Annotated in this window: 21 protein-coding genes; 11 read left to right on the top strand and 10 right to left on the bottom strand. The window is 72.0% G+C overall.

Annotation, left to right across the window (positions count from 1 at the left end):
- Positions 1–16: 16 nt before the first annotated feature.
- The gene (locus EFK50_RS16245) at positions 17–784 is read right to left on the bottom strand and encodes an endo alpha-1,4 polygalactosaminidase (protein ID WP_123228533.1); all 768 of its coding nucleotides are present in this window, start codon (positions 782–784) and stop codon (positions 17–19) included.
- Positions 785–904: 120 nt separating this feature from the next.
- On the opposite strand from EFK50_RS16245, the gene EFK50_RS16240 reads away from it, so the two are divergent.
- From EFK50_RS16240 to EFK50_RS16230, 3 genes are all read left to right on the top strand, one after another.
- Entirely contained in the window at positions 905–1,606 is a 702-nt protein-coding gene (locus EFK50_RS16240) for a hypothetical protein (protein ID WP_123228532.1), read from the top strand.
- A gap of 62 nt (positions 1,607–1,668) precedes the next feature.
- Positions 1,669–3,687: a sensor histidine kinase gene (locus EFK50_RS16235; protein WP_123228531.1), complete on the top strand. Its 2,019-nt coding sequence runs from the start codon at positions 1,669–1,671 to the stop codon at positions 3,685–3,687.
- Positions 3,680–4,336 (top strand): response regulator transcription factor, encoded by a 657-nt coding sequence (locus EFK50_RS16230; RefSeq protein WP_246004179.1) that lies wholly within the window; start codon positions 3,680–3,682, stop codon positions 4,334–4,336. The genes EFK50_RS16235 and EFK50_RS16230 overlap by 8 nt, the downstream gene beginning before the upstream one ends.
- Here the strand turns inward: EFK50_RS16230 and EFK50_RS16225 are convergent.
- Entirely contained in the window at positions 4,327–5,301 is a 975-nt protein-coding gene (locus EFK50_RS16225; protein ID WP_246004178.1) for a helix-turn-helix transcriptional regulator, read from the bottom strand. The genes EFK50_RS16230 and EFK50_RS16225 overlap by 10 nt on opposite strands.
- Positions 5,302–5,395: 94 nt before the next feature.
- Here EFK50_RS16225 and EFK50_RS16220 point away from each other — a divergent pair, with 94 nt between their 5' ends.
- A complete protein-coding gene (locus tag EFK50_RS16220) occupies positions 5,396–5,980 on the top strand; it encodes a DinB family protein (protein WP_123228529.1) in 585 nt (194 codons plus the stop codon).
- A 78-nt stretch (positions 5,981–6,058) separates the two neighbouring features.
- On the opposite strand, the gene EFK50_RS16215 is transcribed toward EFK50_RS16220, so the two are convergent.
- Genes EFK50_RS16215 through EFK50_RS16195 form a run of 5 tightly spaced genes read right to left on the bottom strand, consistent with a single transcriptional unit; the run spans position 6,059 to position 13,650 of the window.
- Complete coding sequence (locus EFK50_RS16215) at positions 6,059–7,276, bottom strand: 3-hydroxyacyl-CoA dehydrogenase NAD-binding domain-containing protein (protein WP_123228528.1); 1,218 nt, start codon at positions 7,274–7,276, stop codon at positions 6,059–6,061.
- 42 nt (positions 7,277–7,318) lie between these two features.
- Positions 7,319–8,131: an oxygenase MpaB family protein gene (locus EFK50_RS16210; protein WP_123228527.1), complete on the bottom strand. Its 813-nt coding sequence runs from the start codon at positions 8,129–8,131 to the stop codon at positions 7,319–7,321.
- 5 nt (positions 8,132–8,136) lie between these two features.
- The gene (glgP, locus tag EFK50_RS16205; protein WP_123228526.1) at positions 8,137–10,704 is read right to left on the bottom strand and encodes an alpha-glucan family phosphorylase; all 2,568 of its coding nucleotides are present in this window, start codon (positions 10,702–10,704) and stop codon (positions 8,137–8,139) included.
- Positions 10,705–10,744: 40 nt separating this feature from the next.
- Positions 10,745–12,451, bottom strand: coding sequence for an ATP-binding cassette domain-containing protein (locus tag EFK50_RS16200; protein ID WP_148046204.1), 1,707 nt, complete (start codon positions 12,449–12,451; stop codon positions 10,745–10,747).
- Positions 12,448–13,650: a nucleotidyltransferase family protein gene (locus EFK50_RS16195; protein ID WP_123228524.1), complete on the bottom strand. Its 1,203-nt coding sequence runs from the start codon at positions 13,648–13,650 to the stop codon at positions 12,448–12,450. The genes EFK50_RS16200 and EFK50_RS16195 overlap by 4 nt, the downstream gene beginning before the upstream one ends.
- Before the next feature lie 300 nt (positions 13,651–13,950).
- Between EFK50_RS16195 and EFK50_RS16190 the strand changes: the two genes are divergently transcribed.
- The 4 genes from EFK50_RS16190 to EFK50_RS22255 all read left to right on the top strand — a co-directional run bounded on the left by EFK50_RS16190 (position 13,951) and on the right by EFK50_RS22255 (position 18,744).
- Positions 13,951–14,436 carry a lasso peptide biosynthesis B2 protein gene (locus tag EFK50_RS16190; protein ID WP_123228523.1) on the top strand — a complete coding sequence of 162 codons (486 nt, stop codon included), beginning with the start codon at positions 13,951–13,953 and terminating at the stop codon, positions 14,434–14,436.
- Positions 14,433–15,356 (top strand): phosphoenolpyruvate carboxykinase (ATP), encoded by a 924-nt coding sequence (locus EFK50_RS16185; protein WP_148046203.1) that lies wholly within the window; start codon positions 14,433–14,435, stop codon positions 15,354–15,356. Before EFK50_RS16190 ends, EFK50_RS16185 begins: the two co-directional genes overlap by 4 nt.
- Positions 15,353–15,634, top strand: coding sequence for a PqqD family peptide modification chaperone (locus EFK50_RS16180; protein ID WP_183407862.1), 282 nt, complete (start codon positions 15,353–15,355; stop codon positions 15,632–15,634). Before EFK50_RS16185 ends, EFK50_RS16180 begins: the two co-directional genes overlap by 4 nt.
- An 89-nt stretch (positions 15,635–15,723) precedes the next feature.
- On the top strand, positions 15,724–18,744 hold the full coding sequence (locus EFK50_RS22255) for a carboxypeptidase-like regulatory domain-containing protein (protein ID WP_183407861.1): 3,021 nt from the start codon (positions 15,724–15,726) through the stop codon (positions 18,742–18,744).
- Between the two features lie 6 nt (positions 18,745–18,750).
- On the opposite strand, the gene EFK50_RS16160 is transcribed toward EFK50_RS22255, so the two are convergent.
- A complete protein-coding gene (locus EFK50_RS16160) occupies positions 18,751–19,977 on the bottom strand; it encodes a saccharopine dehydrogenase family protein (RefSeq protein WP_123228520.1) in 1,227 nt (408 codons plus the stop codon).
- Between the two features lie 10 nt (positions 19,978–19,987).
- Positions 19,988–21,421 carry a gamma-aminobutyraldehyde dehydrogenase gene (locus tag EFK50_RS16155; RefSeq protein WP_123228519.1) on the bottom strand — a complete coding sequence of 478 codons (1,434 nt, stop codon included), beginning with the start codon at positions 21,419–21,421 and terminating at the stop codon, positions 19,988–19,990.
- A 155-nt stretch (positions 21,422–21,576) separates the two neighbouring features.
- Between EFK50_RS16155 and EFK50_RS16150 the strand changes: the two genes are divergently transcribed.
- The gene (locus tag EFK50_RS16150; protein ID WP_123228518.1) at positions 21,577–22,965 is read left to right on the top strand and encodes an aspartate aminotransferase family protein; all 1,389 of its coding nucleotides are present in this window, start codon (positions 21,577–21,579) and stop codon (positions 22,963–22,965) included.
- 61 nt (positions 22,966–23,026) lie between these two features.
- Positions 23,027–24,301, top strand: a complete 1,275-nt coding sequence (locus EFK50_RS16145) for an adenylate/guanylate cyclase domain-containing protein (RefSeq protein WP_123228517.1) — start codon at positions 23,027–23,029, stop codon at positions 24,299–24,301.
- Here EFK50_RS16145 and EFK50_RS16140 read toward each other — a convergent pair.
- The gene (locus tag EFK50_RS16140; RefSeq protein WP_123228516.1) at positions 24,298–25,218 is read right to left on the bottom strand and encodes an NAD-dependent epimerase/dehydratase family protein; all 921 of its coding nucleotides are present in this window, start codon (positions 25,216–25,218) and stop codon (positions 24,298–24,300) included. The two genes, EFK50_RS16145 and EFK50_RS16140, sit on opposite strands and share 4 nt — an antisense overlap.
- A 127-nt stretch (positions 25,219–25,345) precedes the next feature.
- On the opposite strand from EFK50_RS16140, the gene EFK50_RS16135 reads away from it, so the two are divergent.
- The gene (locus EFK50_RS16135; protein WP_123228515.1) at positions 25,346–26,077 is read left to right on the top strand and encodes a TetR/AcrR family transcriptional regulator; all 732 of its coding nucleotides are present in this window, start codon (positions 25,346–25,348) and stop codon (positions 26,075–26,077) included.
- Positions 26,078–26,093: the final 16 nt, after the last annotated feature.

The following is a 26,093-nucleotide window of genomic DNA, read 5'->3' as shown; positions in this document are numbered from 1 at the left end:
GCCTGCCAGATCCGGGTCAGCAGAACCGGCGGACCCCGGCGCTCGTCAGGTCCCGGTCGCGGAGCACCACCGGGAGCCGGTCGCCGTAGCGCGCGCAGGTCCAGGCGAAGTCCGCGCGGCGGTACTCGATCGCCACCACCCGGGCGCCGTAGTGGGCGACGTACGCACCGCACTCCCGCCACCGGCCGCAGCTCTCGGCGATCGCGAAGTCGAAGCCGGCACGACGTCCGTTCCACTCCGCCCAGTTCTTCTGGCCCGCGGCCAGTCCGGCGCGGTGGGCGCGGGCGACCAGGAGCCGGGCCATCGCCCTGTTGTCGGCCCGGCTGATCAGCCGGCGGCTCCGGGAGAACGAGTCGAGGTTGTCGAACTCGACGGCGTCGAATCCGGATCGTGCGCACCCGTCGATCCAGCGTCCGAGGATCGTCGCCAGCCGCTGGCGCTTGGCCGGAGTCCGGGTGTCGAGCAGCCACTCCCCCCAGCCCTCGTCCACGACCGGGCGGCCGTTCCTCTTCAGCACCAGCCCCCCGTGCTTGCGCCAGAACCTGCGCTCGTCCGGCTGGGTCTGGAAGCCGTTGACGTAGCAGATGTTGTACCGGTCCGGGACCGGTGCCGCCCGCCGGTCCCGCACCACGATCGTCACCGACTCCGGCACCGAGCGGGTGCCGCCGAGCTGGTAGTCGGCGTCGCCGGCGGTCGGCAGCGGGGTCACCGACGCCTCGGCGGCTCCGGGAACGAGCAGCGGCAGGACGAGCGCGATCAGCAGCGTCCGCAGCACCCGGGTCATGCGTCCAGCCTAGGCCCGGCCAGGAGCCCGGGAACTCGGGACGCCCGCCCGTGGCGGCCGGGACGGCGGGCGCACCAGCCTGGTCCGGACAACCTGACCAGATCGAAAGGAACCGACGCCATGTCCACGGCGACCTCCACCCTCCCCCGCCGCGCGGGCAGCAAGGCCGATTCCGCCGGACCCGGCCGCGGCTGGGCCTACGCCGGCGTCGCCGCCGGCCTCTCCGGCATCCTCGCCATCGGCGCCTCGCTGAGCGTCTCCGCCGTCTACGAGGAGGAGAACCTCGGCAACGCCGAGAAGATCGTGGCGAGCCTCAAGGACGCCACCGGGAACCTGATCGCGTTCCACACGTTCACGATGCTCGCCTGCGTGACCCTGCTGGTCTTCGCCGCCGGCATCCGCCGTCGCCTGGGCGAGCAGACCCGGGCCGGCAGCATCTTGCCGGACGTCGCCGCCGCCGGCCTGCTGCTCGCCTCGGTCGCGGGCCTGATGGGGAGCGCCCTCGACACCGAGTTCATCTTCGGCGTGAACGCGCCGAAGGGCGAGCTGGTCCCGGAGGTCGGTGCCCTGTACGGGCACTGGGTCGGCACCGTCCCGTGGCTCTGGGTCGGCGCCGGGGTGGCCGGCGTCGCGATCGCGGTCGCCGTCTTCAAGCAGGCGGCCGCGCCGCGCTGGATCGGCTGGGTCGGTGCGATCCTCGGCGGTCTCACCCTGGTCGCCGGGATCTCCCCGCTGCAGTACATGGCCGGGTTCACCGGTCCGATCCTGGTCTTCGTGATCGCGCTCGGCTTCGCCTTCGGCGACCGCGACGAGCTGAGTTGACCGAGGACCTTTGCCGGAAAGGACGGCAGGAGGCCGGGTCGCCGCCCTACGCTTCGGCCACCATGTCCCTGACCTCTCCGGTTCCCGGAATGCCCCGGGTGGCGACCGCGATCGCGGTCGCCGCCTGGGCGATCGCTGCGCTCGCGGTCGCGCTCGTCGTGGTGGCCCGACCCTCGGCGGACATCGGCTTCTGGTTCTTCGCCGTCGACGTGATGGTGGCGATCGTCTACGGGACGGTCGCCGCCGTCACCCTGTCCCGCCGCCGGCACCCGGTCCCGTGGATCCTGGCGGTCACGGCCGTCGGCGGCGGCCTGGCCTCGCTCAGCTACGGCTGGACGACCCTCACCCTCCGCTACCCCGATGCCCCGTTCTTCGGCCGGCTGACCCCGTACGTCGAGGACGCCCAGCTGCAGAACACCGCCTGGGTGCCCGGCACCCTCGCCCTCTTCCTGGTGATCCCCTGGCTGATCCGGGACCGCCCGTTGCGCTGGGAGTGGCTCGGCCCGGTGACCGGCACCGGCGTGATCGCCGTCATGGTCTACGAGCGCTACGCGAAGGAGGGCGCCTGGGACCGGACGCTCTTCATCGTCACCGTCGCGCTCGGCGTGCTGACCGCGGCCGCCGTCGAGCTCCGCCGGCGTACCGGCCCGGCCGAGGAGCGCAACGGGCTCGGCTGGCTGGCCCTGGGCACGCTGGTGATGGCGCTCTCGTTCCTGCCGCTGACGATGCCGATCGGGTACGACGACGAGCTGCAGGTCCCCACCGTCGCCCTCTTCGGCGACACCTGGAACTTCCTGGACGTCCTCAGCATCACCCCGGCCCTGCACCTCGCCGCGCAAGCCCTGTTCCCGGCCGCGATCCTGGTGGCGGTCCTCCGCGGCCGGATGTGGGGGCTGGACCTCGCGATCAGCCGGGCGACGCTCTCCGCGCTGCTCGCCCTCGGCCTGGTCGGCGTCTACCTGCTGGTCTCGCTGGTCGCCCAGCAGGTCATTCCCGGCGACGGCTTCGCGCACCTGGTCAGCGCGGCCGCGGTGGCGGTCGCCGTCCAGCCGGCGCGCCTGGTCGCGGAGGCCCGGGTCAACCGGCTCGTGTACGGCGACGCCGTGGCCGACCCGGCGCACCTGGTCCGCCGCTTCGGCAACCAGCTCGGCGAGGCCGGCAGCGCCGACGAGCTCTTCGCCGGGCTGGCTCGCGACCTGGGCACCGGGATGCGGCTGGAGTCGGTCACGATCCGGCCGATCGGCGCCCGCGCGGTGCCCTGGGGCGAACCCACGTCCGCGCCCACCGTGGTGCCGCTGCTGCACCGCGGCGAGGAGGTCGGCACCGTCGAGGTCACCCTGCCGGCGGGAGAGTCCCTCGGTCCCCGCGGCGAGCAGATGATCGCCGAGTTCGGAGCCGTGGCCGCGACGGCGCTCGCCGTGCTGCACCAGGCCCGCCAGGTCGACGAGGCCCGGGCGCGGCTGACCCGGGTCCGGCTCGAGGAACGCCGGGTGATCCGGCGCGAGATCCACGACGGCCTCGGCCCCTCGCTGGCCGGGCTCCGGCTCGGCCTCCAGGGGGCGCGCAACCTCCTCGGCCGCGACGACGAGGCGGCCGGGAAGATCCTCCAGCAGCTCCAGGGTGAGCTCGACCAGCGCGTCCAGGACGTCCGCAGCCTCTCGCACAGCCTGCTGCCGCCGGTCCTCGACGAGCTCGGCCTCGGGCCCGCACTCGCCGAGCTGGCGGCCCGGCACCGCGACACCGGGCTGGACGTGACCAGCACCGCGACCGGCATCCCGGCAGGACTGGACCCGGGCCTGGCGGCGACGGCGTACGCGATCGCCACCGAGGCGCTCTCCAACGCCGGCCGGCACAGCGGCGCGACCCGGTGCCGGCTCGACGCCGCCGTCCGCGAGGACGCACTGGTGGTCGAGATCGCCGACGACGGCTCCGGGATCGGCCCGGACGCCGTCCCCGGCGTGGGCAGCTCCTCGATGCGCGAGCGCGCCGAGGAGCTCGGCGGGATACTCGAGGTCCTCGACAACCAACCGAGCGGGACCCGGGTCCGGGCCGTGCTGCCCCTGGAGGTGTCCCGTGCCTGAGTCCGCCGACGAGATCCGGGTGCTGATCGTCGACGACCACCCGGTCTTCCGGCTGGGCATGACCGCGCTGCTGCACTCGCTGGACGGCGTCCGGGTGGTCGCCGAGGCGGAGACCGCCCAGGAGGCGTACGACGCGGCGACCGAGACCGTCGACGTGGTGCTGATGGACCTGCACCTGGGCGAGGACTCCGGGATCGAGGCGACCCGCGAGATCGTCCGGCGCCGGCCCGGCCTGGCCGTCCTGGTCGTCACGATGCAGGAGGACGACGAGTCCGTGGTCGCCGCGATGCGCGCCGGTGCTCGCGGCTACCTGCTCAAGGCGTCGTCCCCGGAGGAGGTCGAGCAGGCGCTGCGCGCGGTCGCCGGCGGCGCGATGATCCTCGGGCCCAAGATCGCGGAGCGGGCGATGGCGACCGTCACCTCGGGGCGTACCGCCGTCCGGGTGCCGTTCCCGGAGCTCACCGACCGGGAGCGCGAGGTGCTCGACCTGGTCGCCCGCGGGTTCGACAACCTGGCGATCTCCCGGCGCCTGGTGCTCAGCCCGAAGACGGTGCGCAACCACGTCTCCAACGTGCTCAACAAGCTCGGCGTCCGGGACCGCTCGGCCGCGATCGTGACCGCGCGCGAGAGCGGCCTCGGTCAGGACTGAGCCGACCGGCCGGCCCGGGTCATCCGGTCGCCGAGCTCGGCCAGCACCGTGCGCAGCTCCGGCGGCTCGAGCACGTCGATGTCCCAGCCGAGCCAGCACAGGTGAAAGGCCAGCGCGTACAGGTTGCCGCTCCCGGCCTCCAGCAGGCACCGGTCCGCATCGACCGGGCTGACCGTGCCGTACGCCGGCAGCACCCGGGCGCGGACCTCGTCGTACGGCGCCCGCACGTGCACCCGCGCCAGGAACCGGTACGGCGAGCTGATCGAGCGGCCGACGTACTCGACCGGGTCGGGGTGCTCGCGGAAGTCGAACCGCCAGGTGCTCTCGGTGACCGCGGTCATCCGGTCCAGCCGGAAGGTCCGCCAGTCCTCGCGCTCCAGGTCCCAGGCCATCAGGTACCAGCGCCGTCCGGTGGCGACCAGCCGGACCGGTTCGACCCGGCGCTCGGTCCGGGCGCCCTCCCGGGCGACGTACTCGAAGCTCGCCCGGCGGCGGTCCCGGCAGCACTTGGCCAGCGCCAGCAGCGCGTCCGGGTCGACCTCGGTGGCCGGGCTGTCGATCATGTCGGTGGCGGCGAGGATCGCGGCGATCTCGGAACGCAGCCGTGGTGGCAGCACCTGGTCGAGCTTGGTCAGCGCCCGGAGCGCCGCCTCGCTCGCGCCGGCCACCGTCCCGCCGGCGGCGAGCCGCAGCGACACCGCGACCGCCACCGCCTCCTCGTCGTCGAGGAGCAGCGGCGGCAGGGCCCGGCCGGCCCCGAGCTGGTAACCGCCGATGGTCCCCTGCTGCGCGTTCACCGGGTACCCCATCGACCGCAGCCGCTCGACGTCGCGCCGGACGCTGCGGGTGGTGACCCCGAGCCGCTCGGCCAGCTCCGGTCCGCTCCAGGTCGGGCGGGACTGGAGCAGGCTCAGCAGGCGCAGCGCTCGGCGGGTCGGGCCGGCGCCGGGCTCGAGATCGGGCACGGATCCAGAATGGCAGAACATGCGGACAGAATCTGTCCTATTGGGACGCGACGATGGAACCGACCACCAGATCCCCCGAGCAAAGGACAGCCCGATGGCCGCACAAGTCGCCCCCGTCAGCAACGAGACCGAAGCCCTGATCGGTTACATCGCCCAGCAGCAGGACGCCTTCCGGGTGGTGGTGCACGGCCTCACCGACGCCCAGGCCGGCGAGGTCAGCACCGTCAGCGCGCTGACGCTCGGCGGCCTGATCAAGCACGTCACCGAGACTCAGGAGCACTGGCTCGAGCTCGCCCTGGCGGCACCGTCGCGACCGGCGCCGGCGGACCCGGCCGCGGTCGCCGACTACGGCGACGGGTTCCGCTACGACCCCGAGGCCGGGCTCGAGCCGCTGCTCGCCCGGTTCGACCAGGTCTGCGCCCGGGTGCTCGACGCGGTCGCGACCGCCGACCTCGCCGCCCCGGTCCCGGTGCCGGACGCACCCTGGAACCCGAAGGACATCGACGCCTGGTCGGTCCGCTGGGTCTGGTTCCACCTGATCGAGGAGCTCGCGCGGCACGCCGGGCACGCCGACATCATCCGCGAGGGCGTCGACGGAGCCACCCTCTACGAGCTCGTCGCGGCGATCGAGGGCTGGCCGGAGACCGACTGGCTCAAGCCCTGGAAGCCCGCCGTCTGAGCCTCGGACGTCGAGCTTGTCGAGCTGCGGCGTCTCGACAAGCTCGACGTCCGGGGCAAGCTCGACGTCCGGGAAGGATCAGCTGTAGTCGTGGAACCCGCGCTTGGTCTTGCGACCGAGGTGCCCGTCGGCGACGACCTTCTCCAGCGAGGCGGCCGGCGCGAAACCGGGCTCCTTGAACTCGGCGAAGAGCTCCTTCTGGATGGCCAGCGAGACGTCGTTGCCGACCACGTCGAGCAGCTGGAAGGGACCCATCGGGAAGCCGGCCTCGGCCTTGATGGCGTCGTCGATGACGGTGAGCTCGGTGCCCGCCTCAGCCAGGGTGCAGGCGTCGTTGAGGTACGGGAACAGCAGGCAGTTCACGATGAACCCGGAGCGGTCGGCGCAGGAGACGGCGACCTTGCCGACCTTGGCGCAGAGCGCGAGGGTGGTCTCGTTGACGTCCGCGCCGGTGGCGGGGGCGGTGACGACCTCGACCAGCTTCATCGCGGTCGCCGGGTTGAAGAAGTGCATGCCGATGACCGACTCCGGACGCGCGGTCGCCTCGGCCAGCTGGGTGATCGGCAGCGAGCTCGTGGTGGTCGCCAGGATCGCGCCCGGCTTGATGATCCGGTCGAAGTCGCGGAACAGCTCGAGCTTGAGGTCGAGGTCCTCGGCGATGGCCTCGACGACGATGTCGACGTCGGCCAGGGCGTCGCGGGTGGTGGCGCCGGTCAGGCGGCCCAGGACGGCGGCCTTGGTCTCCTCATCGGACTTGCCTCGCTCGATCAGCTTGTCCAGGCCCTTGGTGATCCCGGCGATGACGCCGGCGACCTTGTCCTCGCCGCGGCCGACGAAGACCACGTCGTACCCGCTCTGGGCGAAGACCTGGGCGATGCCCGAGGCCATCGTGCCGGTGCCGACGACGCCGACCTTGGCGATCTCGTGCTTGAGCTGCGGCTTGTCGTCGGCCGACGGGGTCTCGTCGTCGCTGACGACCTCGCCGTCGGCGTAGGTGTAGAAGCCGCGGCCGGCGGCCTTGCCGGTGCGGCCCTCGGCGACCAGCGACTCGAGCAGGTCGGCCGGCTTGTGCAGGTTGTCGCCGGTCTCGGCGTACCGGGCCGCGAGGGCGTCGCGGACGGTGTCCAGGCCGAGCTCGTCCAGCGTGGTCAGCGGGCCGCGCGGGTAGCCGCAGCCGAACCGCATGGCGGCGTCGATGTCGCCGCGGAGGGCGTACTTCTGCTCGTACATCCGCACGGCGTGGTTGAGGTACGGGAGCACCAGGGTCTCGTTGATCGTGGCTGCGGTCTCAGTCATGGCGAGAATGGTGCCACGGGTCCTACTGGTGAGTAGCACGTCTCAGGAATCGAACAGGTCGCGGCCGTCGGCCAGCCGGGAACGGATGCCGCGGATCGAGCGGGTGAACGGCCAATTCCGCGCTCGTGGCGGCAGGAGACGGACGATTCTTCCCAGAATGCGGTTGAACCGGACGAATCGTTTCTGCTGCCGCGGCGTCCAGGTGAGTCCCAGCTGGGCCCGGAGCTCGGCCGGGAGGTAGCCGCTGACCAACCAGAACCGGAACCGGAGGACCGGCCCCGGGATCCGCCGACGCAGGTACTCCAGGCGGATCACCCGGAGCAGGTACTCCCGGACGGCGTCGTCGATCCGGGCGCCGGCGAGGCCGGTGCGCCAGTACTCCTCGAAGGCGTCCCGGTCCGCCGGCCAGAGCTCGGCCGGCATCTGCAGCATCCCGCCGAAGATCGCCCCCTGCCGGTAGAACGCCTCCCGCTCGGCACCGCGCAGCGGCCCGTAGGTCAGTTCGCGAGCCTCCTCGAAGCCGCGGTAGATGCAGGCACCGACCCAGCGCTGCAGCTCCGGGTCGAACGCGTTCGGGACCCGGGCGTGCGACGCGTTCGTCGCCCTCCGGTACGCCGCCCGCTCGTCCGCGGTGCCCAGGGTCGCCACCGCGAGCAGGCCCACGGTGGTCCGCTGCCGGCGGCGCGGGTTGCCGAACAGGCTGCCCTCGACCACCTGGCTGTCCTTGACGCCGTACCCGACCTCCGGACGGCTGAGCTGCATCACCACGTTCGCGGTGCCCGACAGCGCGGTGAAGATCGAGGCGCCGGTCGCGAGCAGGGCGGTGTCGAGGGAGTCCAGGTCACCGACGGGCATGGGAGTCAGGCTAGGGCGACGAGCCCCAGCTCCGCAGCCGATGCCAGCGCCTGGTGCCGCGGCAGCACCCGCACGGTGTAGCCGAACGGACCCGGGCGGTCGAGGACCAGCCGGGTCTCGAACCGGTGCCGCCCGCCCTCGTAGGTCTCGACCAGGTCGAGGGTGCTGACCGCCGGCTCGAGGATCGCGTCCTCCCCCTTGACCCGGCCGTGGACCAGCTGAACCGCGACGTCGCCCGGAGCCAGGTCGCCGAGGCTGACGTACGCCTTCAGCTCGAGCGCGCCGCCGACCTCGGGCGACTCGGAGACCCCCGCGGAGTCGAGGTGGTCGATCCGGACCTGCTCCCAGCCGGCCCGGACCCGGGCCTTGAACGAGGCCAGGTCGCGCGCTCCGTCGTAGTCGGAGTTGATCTCCCGGGCCGCGCCGGCAGCCGGCACGTAGAGCCGCTCGACGTAGTCGCGCACCATCCGGGTGGAGAGCACCTTCGGCCCCAGCGACTTCAGGGTGTGCCGGACCATCTCGATCCAGCGGATCGGCAAACCTGTCTCATCGTGGTCGTAGAACCGCGGGGCGACCTCGTTCTCGATCAGCTCGTAGAGGGCGTTCGCCTCGATCGCGTCCCGGGCGTCCGGGTCGTCGATGCCGTCCGCCGACGGGATCGCCCAGCCGTTGTCGCCGTCGTACCACTCGTCCCACCAGCCGTCGAGGATGGAGAGGTTGAGCCCGCCGTTCAGCGCCGCCTTCATGCCGGAGGTGCCGCAGGCCTCGTAGGGCCGCAGCGGGTTGTTCAGCCAGACGTCGCAGCCGGGGTAGAGCGGCTGCGCCATCGCGATGTCGTAGTTCGGCAGGAACACGATCCGGTGCCGGACGCCCGCCTCGTCGGCGTACCGGACGATCTCCTGGATCATCTTCTTGCCGCCCTCGTCCGCCGGGTGCGACTTGCCCGCGATCACCAGCTGGATCGGCCGCTCCGGGTCGGTCAGCAGCCGGGTCAGCCGGTCCCGGTCGTGCAGCATCAGCGTCAGCCGCTTGTACGACGGCACCCGGCGCGCGAACCCGATCGTCAGCACGTCCGGGTCGAGCACCTCGTCGACCCAGCCGAGCTCGGCCGGGGCGGCGCCGCGCTGCTGCCACGACTTCCGCAGCCGGGCGCGCGCATCCTCGACCAGCCGCAGCCGGAGCGCGCGCTTGGTCGCCCAGAGGTCGGCGGCCGGGATCTTGTCGACCACGTCCCAGACCTGGTCGTCGTCGGAGTCCACGTCCGCGCCGAGCGACGTCGCCAGCTCGAAGACCTCGCGGGCGACCCAGGTCGGCGCGTGCACGCCGTTGGTGATCGAGGTGATCGGCACGTCGGTCTCGTCGAACGCCGACCAGAGGCCGTTGAACATGCCGCGGCTGACCTGGCCGTGCAGCAGCGACACCCCGTTGGCGCGCTGGGCCAGCCGGAAGCCCATCACCGCCATGTTGAAGACGCCCGGGTCACCGCCCTCGTAGTCCTCGGCTCCCAGTGCCAGCACGTCGTCGACCGCGACCCCGGGCACCGCACTCTGCGAGCCGAAGTACTGGGCGATCAGGTCCCGCGGGAACCGGTCGATCCCGGCCGGGACCGGGGTGTGGGTGGTGAAGACGGTGCCGGCGCGGCTGACCTCGAGCGCCTCGGCGAAGGCCAGCCCGGGACCGCCCTCGGCGACGCTGAGCTCCCGGATCCGCTCCAGGCCGAGGAAGCCGGCATGGCCCTCGTTGGTGTGGAAGACCTCCGGCTCGGGAGCGCCGGTGATCCGGGACCAGGCGCGCAGCGCCCGGACGCCGCCGACCCCGAGGAGCAGCTCCTGGCGCAACCGGTGCTCGGGAGTGCCGCCGTACAGCCGGTCGGTGACCTCCTGCAGGGCGGGAGGGTTGGCTTCGACGTCGGAGTCGAGCAGCAGCAGCGGGACCCGGCCGACCTGGGCGACCCAGATCCGGGCCAGCAGCGGGTGGTCGCCGGGGATGTCGAGGCGGACCTGGGCGTGCGACCCGTCAGCCTCGCGCAGCGGCGTGATCGGCAGCCCGTCCGGGTCGAGCACCGGGTAGGTCTCCTGCTGCCAGCCCTCCCGGGAGAGCGACTGCCGGAAGTAGCCGTGCCGGTAGAGCAGGCCGACCCCGATCAGCGGGACGCCCAGGTCGCTGGCGGTCTTGAGGTGGTCGCCGGCCAGGATGCCGAGGCCGCCGGAGTACTGCGGCAGCACCGAGGTGATCCCGTACTCCGGGGAGAAGTAGGCGATCGTCGTCGGCGCCGCGCTCTTCTGGAACCAGCGGTCCCCGGTCAGGTACGCCTCCAGGTCGGCGCGGACCCCCGCGAGCCGGTCCAGGAACGCGGTGTCGGCGGCGAGCTCGTCCAGCCTGCTCGGCAGGATCGACCCGAGCATCTTGACCGGGTCGTGGCCGGACTCGGCCCACGCGTCGGCGTCCATCGCCGCGAACAGGTCCTGGGTCGGCGGGTGCCAGGACCAGCGCAGGTTGGTGGCCAGGTCCAGCACCGCGGCCAGGCTCGACGGGAGGACGGGACGGACGGTGAATCGTCTGATCGCGCGCACGAGCCGACGTTAGCCGAGTCTTCTGGATCGTTCCAATTTCTCAGTCCGAGCCTGTGGACAGACCGTTCTCCAGGCGCAGCACCGTTCCCGGGTGCTCGCTCAGGGCTCGGTGGGTCACCATCAGCACGGCGCGGTTGCCGTCCAGCAGGCGAGCCAGGATCCGGCTCTCGGTGGCCCGGTCGAGCGCGCTGGTCGCCTCGTCGAGGATCAGCAGCTCCGGGTCGCGGACCAGCGCCCGGGCGATCGCCAGCCGCTGCTGCTCGCCGCCGGAGAGCTCGGCGAGCTCCTGCAGCGGAGCCTGCAGCCTCCCCGGCAGGGCCCGGACGACGTCCGCCAGCTCGGCCGTCTCCAGGGCGGCCCAGGCGCGGTCGTCGGTCAGCGGCGTTCCCGGCTGCATCGACCACGCCAGGTTCTGCCGGACGGTCCCGGGCACCAGCACGGTCTGCTGCGGCACGTACCCGATCCGGCGCCGCCAGCCCGCCAGGTCGGCGACCGGCTCGCCGTCGACCAGCAGCTCGCCCTCGTCCGGGGGCAGCAGCCCGAGGATCACGTCCAGCAGGGTGCTCTTCCCGGAACCGCTCGGGCCGGTCACCGTGACCAGCCCGCGGTTCGGGATCTCCAGGTCGATGCCGGCCAGTGCCGGCTCCTCGTCACCCGGGTAGGTCACCCCGAGCCCGTGCAGCTCGACCAGGCCGACGGCCCGTCGACGCCCGGGACGCTCGACCCGCGGCGTGATCGGCGCGGGCGCGCCGGTCCGGCCGGCCAGCTCGGGGTGCTGGAGGATCTCGGCGCGGAAGTCCACTAGCGACTCCAGCGCCGGGACGTCGTTGGCGAAGGTCTGCGCCGAGATCAGCAGCGTCTGGGCGGTCGCCAGCAGCCGGGTCGCGACCACGATCAGGGTGGCCAGCTCGGCCAGCGAGAGGCCGATCTCCCGGCCGAGCAGGATCAGGCCGAGCACGGCGACGACCCCGACGACACCGAGGGTGGCGCTGACCATCGAGGACCGGGCCACGTAGTTGCTGCGCACCTCGCGGACCCGGGCGGCCTCCTCGGCGACGAGCTCGGACCAGGCCCGCTCGGCACCGTGGGCCCGCATCACCCGCGCCGATCCCAGCGAGTCGGAGAGGGCGGCGCCGAAACCGGCGATCCGAGCGCTCATCACCTGCCCGAGGGCGGTCGCACCCCGGGTGGACCGGGCGGCCAGCAGCATCACCACGACGACCGCGACCAGCGCCAGCCCGCCGACCACCGGCGCCAGCAGCACGCCGACAGCGGCGGTGGCGACGATCAGGAAGGCGCTGACGAAGATCCGCAGCACCATCGCCACCGCGCTCTGGGCCCGCTCGACGTTGGTGGTCAGGCTCTGGATCACCTCGCTGCGCCGCTGCGCCGCGAGATAGGTCCAGTCCGAGCCGTAGAGGTCGTTGATCAGGCCGAGCCGGAGCCGGTCGACGGTCGCCAGCCGGATGTCGACGGCCAGGACCGCGGCCCACCACTGGCCGAGGCCGCGCAGCACCACCACGGCGATCACCAGCGCGAAAGCGCGCGGCAGCGTCAGCTGCACGCTGAGCCCGGGCACGGAGAACCGGTCTCCGCCGCCGAGGGCCTGGATCACCGGGACCAGCAGCACCAGCCCGGCACCCTCGAGGACGGCGACACCGGCCTGGAGCACCAGCAGGACCAGCACCCGGGTCCGGCCGACGGTCCCGCTCATCAGGCGCAGGCAGGCCAGCGCCCGACCCATCATCCGCGGCTCCTGACCAGCGGCTCGACGACTCCGGCGCCCGGTTCGCGACGGGCCCACGCGACGCTGCGGCGGCGGACCCGGCGGAGCCGGTAGAGCAGGGTCAGCGGGACGCCGGTCCAGGCGGTGCGGCTCTCGATGCCGACGACCGCCTTCACCGGCAACGCGGTGCTCACCGCCGAGTGCGCCAGGTCCCGGGGCGTGCCGCTGGCGGCCACCATGTAGCGCAGCAGCCGCATGCTCTCGGCGCCGGGGAACGGGACCGGTGCGTAGACCGGCCGCTCCTGCGCCTGCACCGCACGGGTCAGGACGGCGGCCGGCACCTGGTCGAGCCGGCGGACCACTGATGCCGGGACCGACGGCGGCAGACCGACGACGAACCTGGTCACGGCGAGCGTGCTCACCTCGAGCCGGCGCAGCGGCTCGGTCGTCCCGGCGCGTTCCCAGGTCGAGGGCAGTGCGGCCAACCGGTAGACGTCGACCAGGCTGCGCATCCAGCGCCAGGAGTCCTTGGCAGTGTGCAGGCTGGTGTGCGCGAGCAGGTCGGTCCGCGCCAGGGTCGGCACCAGGATGCCGCCGAGGTCGACGATCTCGCGGCGCGCCCAGACCTCGGCGAAGGTCGGCAGCGCGTCCAGGGTCGGGTCGAGCCGCCAGTGCAGGTCCACGGTGCTGCCGGGCCCGTCGTAGGTGAAGGCGTTGAACGAGCCGAGGGTGTGCCGCCAGGCCCAGGTGCCGGGGGTGACCTCGCTGCCCGCGCGCAGTGCCCAGCCGTTCGCGATCAGCAGGTGGTGCGCCTCGGCGACCCGGTCTGGCGCGACCAGCAGGTCGACGTCGCCGGCTCCGCGCGCCGTCCGGTCCCCGGCGCTCTGCACCGCCAGGGCGGGCCCCTTGATCACCAGGCAGTCCAGGTCGGCCTGCTCGAAGAGCCGTTGCACCCGCTCGATCTCGAGCACCTGCACCATCAGCGCGCGCCGGTTCGCGGTCCGGATGAGGGCGATCTCCTCGGCGACCGGTGCCGGTACGCCGACCTCGGCCGGGTGCGCGCCGACCAGCTCGGCGACGCGGTGCCGCCGGACGGCGTCGACCAGGTCGGCCGCCGATTCGGTGGCCGGTTCGGGGATCCAGGCGAGGCCGGATTCCAGCCTCAGCGACCCCCGGACCCAGGCGCGGACACGCCGTACGGCCGATGGGGAGGGAGACACCTGCCAAGCGTAGGAGCCCGCAGGCGTCCGGGGTGGTCGAACGGAGAGAAGTTCTTCGCGGAAATGCGTTACCTCCCGAGTGCCGAATCGTTGCCTCTGATTGAGAAGGCAACAACCGACAGGAGCTCCACATGACCGGTTCTGACAAGGCTTACAGCGCTCCCAAGCTGGAGTCGCTCAGTCTTCGGGCCACCAGTGACATCGACATCGGGCTCGGGATCCACATCCCGTTCCCGCCGCTCGGTAGCTGACGGCTCGACGCCGATCAAAGGACACTCGGGGGTCACGAGGCCGCGCACCATGCGATTCGTTCACACGATGCGGGGTTTTGTCCGTCTAGGACTCAGGGACCAGGTCCGCTTCACGGCGGCCTGGTTCCTGCTCGGTTTTGCCCGCCTTCTCATCATCCTGCTGCCGTTCACCGCCGTACGACGGCTGCTCGGCGAGGACCGCACCGGCGCCGGGCAGCGGCCGGCACCGGCACTCGAACCCGAGCAGCTGGTCCGTGCCGCCCACATCGGGCGGATCGTCGAGGCGGCCGCCGCGCACGCGCCCTGGCGGTCGGACTGCTACCCGCAGGCGCTGACCGCGCGGACCTTCCTGGCACTCCGCCGGATCCCGCACGTCGTCTCCTTCGGGGTGCGCCGGGACGGCGACGCCCTGGTCGCGCACGCCTGGGTGCACGCCGGCGACGTGGCCGTGACCGGGGGCAACGGTCGCGAGTACACCGAGGTCGGGGCGTTCTCCTGGTCCCCCCGATCCGCACGGCAGCGTGATCGCGCGTGAGCGCTGGCTCCCCGAGGACGTACTCCTGCTACGGACTGGTGCTCCGTAGTGACCTCGACCTCCCCGACCTCGGCGCACCGCTGGAGACGTCCGACGCTCCGGACGTGACGATCCGGTTCGGTCCGCTCGAGCCGCCGCCGGCCGGCACCGACCCGCTCCCCTACGGGCTGTGGCGCACCGGCGACCGCTGCGGCGTCGAGGTTCCCGACGTGGGTCGCTACGAGGCCCGAGCCGGTCGCGAGGTGGTCATCGACCCGGTGCCCGGCGCCGACCCCAAGGCGATCCGGCTCTTCCTGCTCGGCAGCGTGATGGGGGCCGTGATGATGCAGCGCGACCACCTGGTGCTGCACGGCAACGCGGTCCGGATCGGCGATGCCTGCGCGGTCGTGGTCGGGCACTCCGGGGCCGGCAAGTCCACCCTCGCGGCGGAATTCGACCGGCGCGGGTACGACGTCCTCTCCGACGACGTGGTCCCGGTCGACGCCGACGGGAACGCGCTCCCCGGCTATCCGCGGATCAAGCTCTGGGACGACGCCCTGGAGCGCCTCGGCGTCGGGACCGACGGCCTGGAGCGGATCAACGACGACCACGAGAAGTTCCAGCTGCCGCTGCGCCGGGCCGAGCTGGCGCCGTTGCCGGTGCGCTGGATCTACGTCCTGGAGCGGCACACCGGGACCGAGCTGACCACCGAGCCGGTCCGCGGCGCGGCCACCTTCGGCCTGCTGCACGAGCACACCTACCGCAACGAGCTGGTGCACGGCCCGGACGCGGTGGCCCGGCACCTGCAGCAGTGCGCCCGGCTCGTCGCCGGCGCGCGGGTCACCCGGGTGCAGCGTCCGGTCGAAACCATGACCGCGGGCGCGACCGCGGATACGATCCTGGCCGACACCCGAATCGACCTCCCGCAGGAGTGTGCATGACCAGCAGTGCCCCCGACGTCGCCTACCTCCGGCGTCCCGAGCTCAACGCGGTCGAGATGGACGGCGAGCTGGTGATGATGGGGCAGGAGCAGGGCGAGTACTACGGCCTGCGCGACGTGGCCGCGTCGATCTGGCAGCACCTCGTCGAGCCGCGGACCCTGGAGGACCTGGTGGTCCTGGTCTGCGCGGAGTACGCGATCGACCCGGACACCTGCCGCCCGGACGTGGTCGCGTTCCTCGACGACCTCGTGGCCCGGAAGCTGATCGCCCCGGTCTAGGGCAATGTTCGGGGTGGCACCCTGAGGACTTCACGGCACCCCGCTGTCGAGAATTCGAACGAATTCCGATCGAGAGGAACGTTTCGCCCGTGGCTCGTCTCAAGGCCGTCGCCTCCCTGCTGGTCCTCACCCTGCTCGCGCTGGGCGGCCTGGTGGCCGTGGCGCCCAGCGCCTCCGCCGCGACCGGCACCATCCAGGGGACGGTCACCGGTCTGACGACCGGCACCGCCGTCGACGCCTGGGTCTTCGTGTACAGCGCCGAGCCCGAGACCGACGTCTTCACCGACCCGTGCAACGACGACGGCTGCGTCGGCTACATCCGGACCTCCGGGAGCGGCGCGTTCGCGGTGACGGGGCTGACGCCCGGCAGCTACAAGGTCTTCGTCCAGTCCAACGACGCGACGGCCGCCAGCCGCTGGTACGGCGGCAAGGGCGACACCTACGCGGCCGCGACCGCCGTGGTCGCACCGAACGGCGGCCAAACCACGATCGCGGTGAAGCTGACCACCAAGGGCGGCATCAGCGGGACCGTCTCCGACGACACCGGGGTCAAGTCCGGCGTCACCGTGACGGCGTACCGGGTCAACGGCGACGGCACCCAGGACCCGACCGGCAAGAACACCACCACCAACGGCAGCGGTCAGTACCTGATCCCCGCCCTCGCCTCCGGGAACTACCGCCTCTACGCGGTCGACCCCGCCCATGTGGGCCGGTGGAACGGAGGTGCCTCGACCTTCGCCACCGCACCGAACGTGGTGGTCGCGGATGGAGCGGAGACCACCGGCGTCGGCTTCACCCTCGCCCGCTACGGGTCGATCTCCGGCAAGGTCCGGGACGCGGCCGCCGCGGCGGTCAGCGGCGCGACCGTCGAGGCGCACCGGGTCGACGGCACGACCGACGGCGGGGTGGCGCGGACCGCTACGACCGGCGCCGACGGCAGCTACCCCCTCGGCACTCTGACGCCCGGGAGCTACCGGGTGCGCGCGGTGCCGACCGGCCTGTCCAGCGGCCCGGCCTGGAACGGCAACGCCACCAGCTTCGCGACGGCCGCGAACATCACCGTCGCCAACGGCGGCGCGGTCACCGGCACCGACATCGGCCTGCCGGCACTGCCCGGCGGGATCAGCGGGACGATCACCCCGGTGTTCGCGGGGACGACCGTCACGGCCATCCCGTACGGCGGCGCGGGCGACAGCGTGACCGGCCCGGTCGACGGTTCAGGGAAGTTCGAGCTCGCACTGCCGGCCGGGAGCTACCTGCTGGCGATCGACGCTCCGGCCTCCCGCCCGGACTACCCGCGTGCGTGGGTCTACCGCTACTGCGACTGGGGCTGCACCTGGGTCACCCGCAGCAAGCTCGCCGGTGCTTTCGACATCGAGAGCCCGGTCCAGGTCGAGGCGGGAGTCGTCACCAGCGGCATCACCGCGACCCTCCCCCAGGTCCCCGTCCTCGCCGGGAGGATCACCGACTCGGCCGGCGACCCGGTCGCGAACGCCTCGGTCCAGCTGTGGCTGCGCGGCCGGATCGACCCGGTCTTCACCACGGACGACACCGAGTGGGACCTCTACGGCCACAACGCCTGCGCCGGCGACTACTACGCCGCCCCGCAACCGTGCGTGACCGCGACGACCGACGCCGAGGGCGACTACCTGATCTACCCGCCGCGGACCTGGCCCGACGGCTACTACGCGGACCAGCAGGACTACCTGCTCCTCGTCGTCCCGGGCGACGGCCTGCACCGGCCCCGCTGGGTGGGCGCCGCGACCGATGCGAACCTTCCCGCCACCTGGCCGGCGCCGGCCGACATGTTCGCCGGCGAGTGGACCGCCGTCCCCGGGTACGGGAACTCCCCCGAGCTGCTCGACCTGGACCAGGTGCTCTCCGGCGCGGGCCGGTTCGCCGGCACGGTGACCACCGCGGGAGGACCGGTCGGCGGCATCGCCGTGCGCGTCCACGCCAACCTCGACGACGGCAGCCCGCTCGCGGGCCGCGACTACACCACCACCACCGCGAGCGACGGCACCTGGTCGATCGGCGGCCTGCCGCCGGGCGGCTACTCGGTCTACTTCGGCGACGGCTCGGACCACTACGTCCCGCTGGCCTACGACGGTGGCGCCGGGATGCTCCTCGCGGCGTACCAGAGCCGCACCGGCATCGACGGCGTGCTGCAGTCGGGCGGGAGCGTGACCGGGACGATCACCGGCGATCCCGGCTCCGGGCCGGTGCCTCTGGCCGGGGCGACCGTGCACGCGTACCTGCCGGCCGGCGGCGAGGTCGGCTCGGCGACGACCGGCGACGACGGGTCCTACACGCTCACCCTCGACGTCGGGACCTACCGGCTCCGGGTGACGCCTCCGGCGGGCGCCGAGTACGCCGCGCGCTGGTACGGCACCGACGCGACCTCGCAGGCGACGGCGGCCGACGTCCAGGTCACCCTGGGCGCGGACACCAATGCTGATGCCCGGCTGACCTTCACCGGTCACACGACGCCCCCGCCGGCGGTGACGGTCCTGAGCATCAAACCCGGTGCGACCCAGACTGTCGCGGGCAAGCGGGTCGTCGTGACCGGGGCCCTCCGGACCATCACGGGACAGCCGGTGGCAGGTGCCGTGCTGACGCTGCAGGCCCGGGCCGGCACCTCGGGTGCTTTCCGGACCGTCGGGACCGCGACCACCTCCGCGACCGGGACGGTCTCGATCTCGGTCGCCCCGACCGCGGCCACGACGTACCGGTGGGTCTACGGCGGTGACACCGACCATCTCGCCACCACCGGCCCGGCCACCGCCGTCAAGGTCGCCTTCGCCCTCACCGCCAAGGCCGTCAAGCGAGCGCTGAGCCACAAGAAGGCCGCCACCGTGTGGGGTGCCGCGACGCCCGCACGTGCCGGCACGACCGTGGTGCTGCAGCAACTCGTCAAGGGATCGTGGCGGACGCTGTCGACCAGGACGACGGTCAGGAAGGTCCGGCTCCCGGGCGCCGCGCGACCGACGCTCGGGTACGTGCTCACCTTCAAGAAGCGCAAGGGCGCCTACACGTTCCGGGCGATCACGCTCGCCAGCAGCGCGAACCTGAAGGGGACCTCGGCCGCCGTCCGGATCAGGTTCACCTGAGGGCAGTCACCCCTGGGGAGCGAGCTCCTGCTGACCCCACGGCGACCCGTAGGCGGTGAGCAGGTCGAGGAACGGCACCGCGTCGAAGGCCTCCGGCCCGAGGACGCCGGCGCCGGACCAGACCCCGGTGGCGATCAGCTCGAGCGCCACCACCGGGTTGATCGCCGTCTGCCAGACGACGCACTGGTGGCCGTAGTCCGCCATCACGGTCTCGTTGTCGACCACGTGGTAGAGGTACGTCGACCGCTTCTCGCCGTCTTTGCCCTTGCCGGTGACCCAGAGTCCGGCACAGGTCTTGCCCTTCATCCGCGGGCCGACGGTCGCCGGGTCCGGCAGCACCGCCGCGACGACATCCCGCGGACTCACCTCGACGCCTTTAACCCGGACCTTCTCGGTGCTGTCCAGGCCGAGGGTGTGCAGCACCTTGAGGATGGTGATGAACTCGTCACCGAGGCCGTACTTGAAGGTCGCCCGCTTGCAGTCGACCCAGCGCGGCATCAGCAGCACCTCTTCGTGCTCGACGTTGACGCACTCGACCGGGCCGATGCCCTCGGGGAAGTCGAAGACCTCGGGTTCGCTGAACGGCGGGGTGGTGAACCAACCTCGCTCCTTCTCCCAGATGACGGGCGGGTTCAGGCACTCCTCGATCGTGGTCCACATCGAGAACGACGGCGCGAAGATCTCGTTCCCGTCGTCGTCGGTGACCACCAGGTTGGCGCCGTCCCGGGTGCCGAGCTCGTCGATCTCGGAGAACAGGTGGTCGGCGGCGTACCGGGCGAAGACGTCGGAGAGCCCGGGCTCGACGCCCATCCCGACCAGGGCCAGCCGGCCGGCCGCCTCCCACTCCTCAGCGACCGCGAACTGCTCGTCGCCGAGCATCACCCCGACCTTCTCGTACGGCGCCTCCGGGTGCGGCTTGCTCAGCGACATCGCCATGTCGAGGTAGTCGGCGCCGGCGGCGAACGCCCCGTCGAAGATCGGCATGTTGAAGACCGGGTCGACCGCGTTCATCACGTGCGTGATGCCGTGCTCGCGGCAGAGTGCGGTGACGGCCTCGGCCGAGGACGCGTCGATCTTCGCCGCGGTGAAGCGCTCGTCCAACGCGCCGGCGGCATGCTGCGCCTTGGCTTCGTCGTAGTCCGCGATCACGATCGCCTCGAAGAAGTCGCGGCGGGCAGCGATCGCGGTGAACGCACCGCCGACCCCACCGGCGCCGACCAAGAGGATCTTCACGTCGCGGCGCCTAATCCTGGCCGATGTAGGACATGACGTGCTTGATCCGCGTGTAGTCCTCGAGCCCGTACATCGACAGGTCCTTGCCGTAGCCGGAGTGCTTGAACCCTCCGTGCGGCATCTCGGAGACGAACGGGATGTGGGTGTTGATCCAGACCACGCCGAAGTCGAGGTTCTTCGACATCCGCATCGCCCGGGCGTGGTCCTTGGTCCAGACGCTGGAGGAGAGCCCGTACTCGACACCGTTGGCCCAGCGCAGCGCCTCTCCCTCGTCGCTGAACTTCTGCACCGTCATCACCGGCCCGAAGATCTCGGACTGGATCTGCTCGTCGTCCTGGCGCAGGTTCGAGACCACGGTCGGCTCGTAGAAGTAGCCGCGGTCGCCCTGGCGCGCTCCGCCGGTGACCAGGTTCGCGTGGTCGGGCAGCCGGTCGACCATCCCGGCGACCCGGTCGAGCTGGCCCTGGTTGTTGAGCGGCCCGTAGTAGGTGTCCTCGGAATCGGGCATCCCGGTCGGCATCCCCTGGGCCGCCTCGGCCAGCGCGGCGACGAACTCGTCGTGGATCCCGGGCCCCACCAGCACCCGGGTCGCGGCGGTGCAGTCCTGGCCGCCGTTGAAGAGCCCGGCACCGGCGATCCCCTCCGCGGCCTTGGCGATGTCGGCGTCGTCGAAGACGATCACCGGCGCCTTGCCGCCGAGCTCGAGGTGCACCCGCTTGAGGTCGGTCGCCGCCGAGGCCGCCACCTCCATGCCGGCCCGGACCGACCCGGTGATCGCCACCATCGCCGGGGTCTTGTGCTCGACCAGGGCGCGGCCGGTGTCCCGGTCGCCGCAGACCACGTTGAGCACGCCCGGCGGCAGGAACTCGCCGCAGAGCTCGGCGAGCAGCGTCGAGGACGCCGGCGTGGTGTCGCTCGGCTTGAGCACGATCGTGTTGCCCCCGGCGAGCGCCGGGGCGATCTTCCAGATCATCATCAGCAGCGGGTAGTTCCACGGCGTCACCTGACCGACGACGCCGACCGGCTCGCGGCGGATCCAGGAGGTGTGATCGGCCATGTACTCCCCGGCCGCCTTCCCCTCGAGGACCCGGGCGGCGCCGGCGAAGAAGCGGAAGTGGTCGGCGGCGTACGGCATCTCCTCGCTGAGGGTGAGGTGCAGCGGCTTGCCGGTGTCGCGGCACTCGACGGCGTTGAACTCGTCGGTGCGCGCCTCGATGGCGTCGGCGATCTTGAGCAGCGCGGCGGCCCGGTCCTGCGGCGTCGTGCTGCCCCAGGTCTCGAAGGCCGCGGCGGCGGCGGCGTACGCCCGGTCGACGTCGGCGGCCCCGGACATCGGCGCCTGTGCGTACACCTCCCCCGTGGTCGGGTCGATCACGTCGTAGGTCGCACCGTCGGCGGCGGCCGTGGAGGCGCCGTTGATGAAGTTGGCGAAGGTCTCAGGCATGGGCCCAAGTCAAACGATTCGACCGAACCGCGTCAAGCGCGTTCACAACGAAATCCGCAGAATCAGAGCCGTTGTTTGCTCGAAAGCAACCTTAAAAGTGCCCGCCCGGTGCGGATTCACTTGCTTGGCTGACCTGGCCTTGGCAGACTGCTCCCATGAGCGACGCAGCAGAAGCAACCCGTCAGCAAGCGGGCCGCGACCACCTCTGGATGCACTTCACCCGGCACTCGTCGTACGCGACGAACCCGATCCCCACGATCGTGCGCGGCGAGGGCGCCTACGTCTACGACACCCAGGGACGGCGCTACCTCGACGGTCTGGCCGGCCTCTTCGTCGTCCAGGCCGGGCACGGTCGCGCCGAGCTCGCCGAGGCGGCCGCCAAGCAGGCGGAGCAGCTGGCGTTCTTCCCGCTCTGGTCCTACGCCCACCCGGGCGCGATGGACCTCGCCGCCCGGGTCGCCGACTACGCGCCGGGCGACCTGAACCGGGTCTTCTTCACCACCGGCGGCGGCGAGGCCGTCGAGACCGCCTGGAAGCTGGCCAAGCAGTACTTCAAGGAGACCGGCAAGCCGACCAAGCACAAGGTGATCAGCCGGGCGATCGCCTACCACGGCACCCCGCAGGGAGCGCTCTCGATCACCGGCATCCCCGGGATGAAGGCGCCCTTCGAGCCGCTGGTGCCGAGCACCTTCCGGGTCCCCAACACAAACCTCTACCGCGCACCGGAGCAGTTCCAGGGCGGCACCGAAGCCGACGAGTACGCCTTCGGTCAGTGGGCCGCGAACAGGATCGCCGAGGCGATCGAGCACGAGGGCGCCGACACCGTCGCCGCCGTCTTCCTGGAGCCGGTGCAGAACTCCGGCGGCTGCTTCCCGCCGCCGGTCGGCTACTTCGAGCGGGTCCGCGAGATCTGCGACGAGTACGACGTGCTGCTGGTCTCCGACGAGGTGATCTGCGCGTTCGGCCGGCTCGGCCACATGTTCGCCGCCGACCGGTACGGCTACCAGCCGGACATCATCACCTGCGCCAAGGGACTCACCTCCGGGTACTCCCCGCTCGGCGCGATGATCGCCACCGACCGGCTCTTCGAACCGTTCAAGACCGGCGACACCACCTTCCTGCACGGCTACACGTTCGGCGGCCACCCGGTCTCGACCGCGGTCGCGATGGCGAACCTGGACATCTTCGAGAAGGAGGGCCTCAACCAGCACGTGCTGGACGAGGAGGGCGCCTTCAGGGCGACCCTGGAGAAGCTGCGCGACCTGCCGCTGGTGGGCGACGTCCGCGGGGCCGGCTTCTTCTACGGGATCGAGCTGGTCAAGGACAAGGCCACCAAGGAGACGTTCGACGAGGACGAGTCCGAGCGACTGCTGCGCGGCTTCCTCTCCAAGGCTCTGTTCGAGGCCGGCCTGTACTGCCGCGCCGACGACCGCGGCGACCCGGTGATCCAGCTCTCCCCGCCGCTGATCTGCGACCAGCAGCACTTCGACGAGATCGAGCGGACCCTGCGGACGGTGCTGACCGAGGCCGAGAACCACCTGTAACCCCGGGAGCCGCCGTCGTGAGGTGGTGACGGGCGCACCCGACTCCCGCTACCGTCGATTCATGGACGTCGTGTCCTTGGACCGGCACGGACCTCTCGGCCGCTTCGAGGCGCCCATCGAGTCGGACTACCGCCGGTGGCTCGAGCTGCACCTGGTCCCGCTCGTCGTCGCGCTCGGCGGCACGTCGGTCATCGCGTGGCTGGCGGCCTCCCCGTCAGCGCTGCTGCTGGCACCCGGCGACGTGGACCTGAGCGTGGTCGTGATCGTCTGCTGGTGCGTGAACGTCCCGGTCCTGGTCGCCGGGCTGACTTGGGTGCGGTACTCCGGGGGCCGGTACGTCGTCGAGTTCGCGACCTTCGGCATCGCGCTGACCACCGTGGACAGCATCCTGCTCCTGGGCCCGGCGATCAACGCCGACCGGATGACCTACCTGGGCGCCGGGATGTTCTACGGGATCCTGGCCCCGCTGGTGCAGTGCCCGTTCCGGCACAGCGTCGGCCTAGCGGTACTGGTCTTCACCCTGGCGCTCTGGCGCGGGCTGGCCGAGCCGCTCGGTTCGACCTCCCCGGTCGCGGCGACCGCCATCTACGTGACGCTCGGGATCTCGGTGCTGATGATCGGCCCGGCGATGGCCTGGGTGAGCGAGCGCGGCCTCCGCGCCTCCTACGCGGCCGAGCGGACCATCGAGCACCAGCGCGCGCTGATCCGCCGGTACGCGCCAAGCTCGGTGGTCTCCCGGATCGAGCACGGTGACAGCTCGGTCGACCAGCCGCAACGACGCCGGATCACGGTGCTCTCCTCCGACGTCGTCGGCTTCACCGCGATGGCGGACCGGATCGATCCCGAAGCCCTCGCGCTGATCATCAACGACTACCTCGGGTCGGTCTCCGACCTGATCGAGGGACACGGCGGCACGGTCACCGAGTTCGCCGGCGACGGCGTGATGGCGATCTTCGGTGCGCCCGAGGAGATCGACCCGGTCGACCAGGTCCGGTCCGCGATCCACGCCGCCCGAGAGCTGCAGGCGTCCCTGTCGGACTGGAGCCGCAGCTGGTACGAGCACGGCATCGTGGAACCGACCAGCGCCCGGATCGGGATCAACACCGGGGTGGTCTCGGTCGGCACCTTCGGTTCGGCGATCCGGGCGACCTACACCGGGATCGGGTTGCAGATGAACATCGCGGCCCGGGTCCAGGCCCAGGCGGAGCCCGGCGGGATCCTGCTGTCCAGCACGAGCTGGCACCTGGTCAAGGACCTCCTGGCGTGCTCGTCGCGCGGCGAGGTGATGGTGAAGGGCGTGCACTTCCCGATCGCGCTCTACGAGCCCGCCCCCTAGACCACGGCGGTCCGGCGGCAGACCTCGTCCCACGGAGTCGGCTCCATCCCGAAGTGCGCCCGCGCGGCGCTGTCGTCGATCAGGTACGGCCGGTTCCACTGGTACGCGAGCTCGTTGAGCTCGCGCAGCAGCGGCACGAACAGTCCTGCGGCCGCCTGGACCGGCCCGGGGACCACCGAGACCTTCGGGGCCGGGCGTCCGACAGCCGCCATCACGTCGGTCAGCGCCTCGGCCTGGGTGCGCGGCGGGTTGCTCGGGACCAGCCAGGTGCGCCCGAGCGCGGTCTCGTCCTCCGCGGCCGCCACCAGCAGCCGGGCCACGTCCAGGACGTCGGTGAAGGCGTGCGGCTCGTCCTTGGCGCCGAGGACCCAGGCCCGCTTGCCGGCGAGCATGCCCGGCACCTGGCGGCTGACGTGACCGTTCCCGCCGACGCCGGTGCCGACGTAGTCCGATCCGCGGACCTCGACGGTCCGGATCCGGCCCGCCTCGTGCAGCTCCCGGGCATCGGCCCACATCCGCGCTCGGAGCACGCCCTTGCGGTCGGTCGCGGCGTCCGGCGTGCTCTCGCTCATCGGGCCGTCGACGGGACCGTACGGGTAGAGGTTGCCGGTGATCGCGCACGTCGCCCCGGACCGCTCGGCCGCGACCAGCAGCGCCTCGGCCAGCGGCGGCCAGACGGTGGTCCAGGAGGTGTAGTCCCCCGGGTTCGCGCAGTTGTAGAGCACCGACGCACCCTCGGTGGCGGCGCTCAGCGCGTCGGCGTCGGACGCGTCCAGCGCTAGGTGGCCGACCCCGGCGATCCCGGTGTCGGTCCCGGAACGGGTCGCGACCACGACGTCCGAGCCGCGGTCCGCGAGCAGCTGGGCGACGTGGCGGCCGACCGGGCCGGCGCCGACGACGAGATGACGATCGGTCATGAACCTTCTCCTTCGAGTCAAATGGAGAGCGGTGCTCTCGGTTTGAGCATGGCACTCCACCCAGAGAATTGCAAGAGCACTGCTCTCGTTTGTTGCGCCTGCTCTCGTCCTGCGTCAGAGTGGTCCCGTGAACGCAGCCACCCCCGCGAAGGCCCGGACCGCACGCCAGCGCGCCCGCGAGGAGATCACCGCGGAGATCCTGCTCGCCGCACGTGCCCGGCTGGCCGAGGCCGGACCCGGCGAGCTCTCGCTGCGCGCGGTCGCCCGCGACGTCGGGATGGTCTCCTCCGCCGTCTACCGGTACTTCCCCAGCCGGGACGACCTGCTCACCGCCCTGCTGATCAGCGCGTACGACGAACTGGGCGTCGCGGCGGAGGCTGCCGACGACGCCGTGCCCGACCGCGACGACCCGGCAGCCCGGTGGACCGCCACCTGCACCGCCGTCCGCGAGTGGGCGATCGCGCACCCGCACGACTACGCGCTGCTCTACGGCTCCCCCGTCAGCGGGTACGCCGCACCGCAGGACACCATCGTGCCGGCGACCCGGGTGATCGTGCGGCTGGTGCAGATCATCGTCGCGGCGCACGAGGCCGGCATACCGGCTCCGGTCGCGCCGGTAGGAGCACCGGCCGGCTTCGACGCTGCGGTCGCCGGAGCCCGCGAGGCGATCGCGCGGTTCGGCCTCGGGTCGGACGCCGACGCACCGGCCGAGCTGGTCGGCCGGACGCTGATGGCCTGGACCACGATCTTCGGCACCATCTCGTTCGAGCTCTGGGGACACCTGGTCGGCTCGGTCGAGGACCACGCGATCTACTACTCCGGCGTCGTCGCCCGGCTGTGGGACGACCTCAGCGGGTAGTCACCTCCGAGCGCAG

This window comes from Nocardioides marmoriginsengisoli (assembly GCF_003725695.1).
Classification (GTDB): Bacteria; Actinomycetota; Actinomycetes; order Propionibacteriales; family Nocardioidaceae; genus Marmoricola; species Marmoricola marmoriginsengisoli.
The sequence above is the reverse complement of the archived record's forward strand: the minus strand, read 5'-3'. Positions and strand labels throughout refer to the sequence as shown.

What these genes read in the sequence shown, in the direction of transcription:
- EFK50_RS16245 (WP_123228533.1), bottom strand. Translation starts at nt 784, where the DNA reads ATGACCCGGGTGCTGCGGACGCTGCTGATCGCGCTCGTCCTGCCGCTG.
- EFK50_RS16240 (WP_123228532.1), top strand. Translation starts at nt 905, where the DNA reads ATGTCCACGGCGACCTCCACCCTCCCCCGCCGCGCGGGCAGCAAGGCC.
- EFK50_RS16235 (WP_123228531.1), top strand. Translation starts at nt 1,669, where the DNA reads ATGTCCCTGACCTCTCCGGTTCCCGGAATGCCCCGGGTGGCGACCGCG.
- EFK50_RS16220 (WP_123228529.1), top strand. Translation starts at nt 5,396, where the DNA reads ATGGCCGCACAAGTCGCCCCCGTCAGCAACGAGACCGAAGCCCTGATC.
- EFK50_RS16215 (WP_123228528.1), bottom strand. Translation starts at nt 7,276, where the DNA reads ATGACTGAGACCGCAGCCACGATCAACGAGACCCTGGTGCTCCCGTAC.
- EFK50_RS16210 (WP_123228527.1), bottom strand. Translation starts at nt 8,131, where the DNA reads ATGCCCGTCGGTGACCTGGACTCCCTCGACACCGCCCTGCTCGCGACC.
- EFK50_RS16200 (WP_148046204.1), bottom strand. Translation starts at nt 12,451, where the DNA reads ATGATGGGTCGGGCGCTGGCCTGCCTGCGCCTGATGAGCGGGACCGTC.
- EFK50_RS16190 (WP_123228523.1), top strand. Translation starts at nt 13,951, where the DNA reads ATGCGATTCGTTCACACGATGCGGGGTTTTGTCCGTCTAGGACTCAGG.
- EFK50_RS16180 (WP_183407862.1), top strand. Translation starts at nt 15,353, where the DNA reads ATGACCAGCAGTGCCCCCGACGTCGCCTACCTCCGGCGTCCCGAGCTC.
- EFK50_RS16155 (WP_123228519.1), bottom strand. Translation starts at nt 21,421, where the DNA reads ATGCCTGAGACCTTCGCCAACTTCATCAACGGCGCCTCCACGGCCGCC.
- EFK50_RS16150 (WP_123228518.1), top strand. Translation starts at nt 21,577, where the DNA reads ATGAGCGACGCAGCAGAAGCAACCCGTCAGCAAGCGGGCCGCGACCAC.
- EFK50_RS16145 (WP_123228517.1), top strand. Translation starts at nt 23,027, where the DNA reads ATGGACGTCGTGTCCTTGGACCGGCACGGACCTCTCGGCCGCTTCGAG.
- EFK50_RS16140 (WP_123228516.1), bottom strand. Translation starts at nt 25,218, where the DNA reads ATGACCGATCGTCATCTCGTCGTCGGCGCCGGCCCGGTCGGCCGCCAC.